The organism is Cupriavidus sp. 05N39 (assembly GCF_056397325.1).
Genome location: NZ_JBFTNE010000284.1, coordinates 1 through 534 on the forward strand (window position 1 = coordinate 1; position 534 = coordinate 534).

Genomic DNA, 534 nt, shown 5'->3' on the forward strand with positions numbered 1-534 from the left:
TCGGGCATGCGGCGCAGCAGGAAGTGGATGTCCTTGATGAAGCCCAGGTCGAACATGCGGTCGGCTTCGTCGAGCACGCAGATCTCGCAGGCGTGCAGCGAGACCACCTTGTGCTGCTTGACGTAGTCGATCAGGCGGCCGGGGGTGGCGATGATCACGTCCACGCCCTGCTGCAGGATCTCGCGCTGCTTGTCGTAGTCCACGCCGCCGTAGACCAGCGCGAAGCGCAGGCCCAGGTCCGAGCCGAACTTGACCGCATCCTTGTGGATCTGGATGGCCAGTTCGCGGGTCGGGGCCAGGATCAGCGCGCGCGGGTCTTCCGGCTTGCGGTCGGCCAGCGCCGGGCGGGTCAGCAGGCGGTTCACCACCGCGACCAGGAAGGCCAGCGTCTTGCCGGTGCCGGTCTGGGCCTGGCCGGCGACATCGCCGCCGGGCAGTGCCACCGGCAGGGTCAGCGCCTGGATGGGCGTGCAACGGGTGAATCCGGCTCCTTCCAGGCCGGCCTGCAGGGCCGGATGCAGCTCGAAGGAGGAG

General features: G+C 68.9%; 1 protein-coding gene. It reads right to left on the bottom strand.

Features of this window, described 5'->3' with window-relative positions; translation table 11 throughout:
- Positions 1-534, bottom strand: a 534-nt coding sequence (locus AC1DN0_RS41320) for a DEAD/DEAH box helicase (RefSeq protein WP_477146640.1), incomplete at both ends; no start/stop codon positions are given.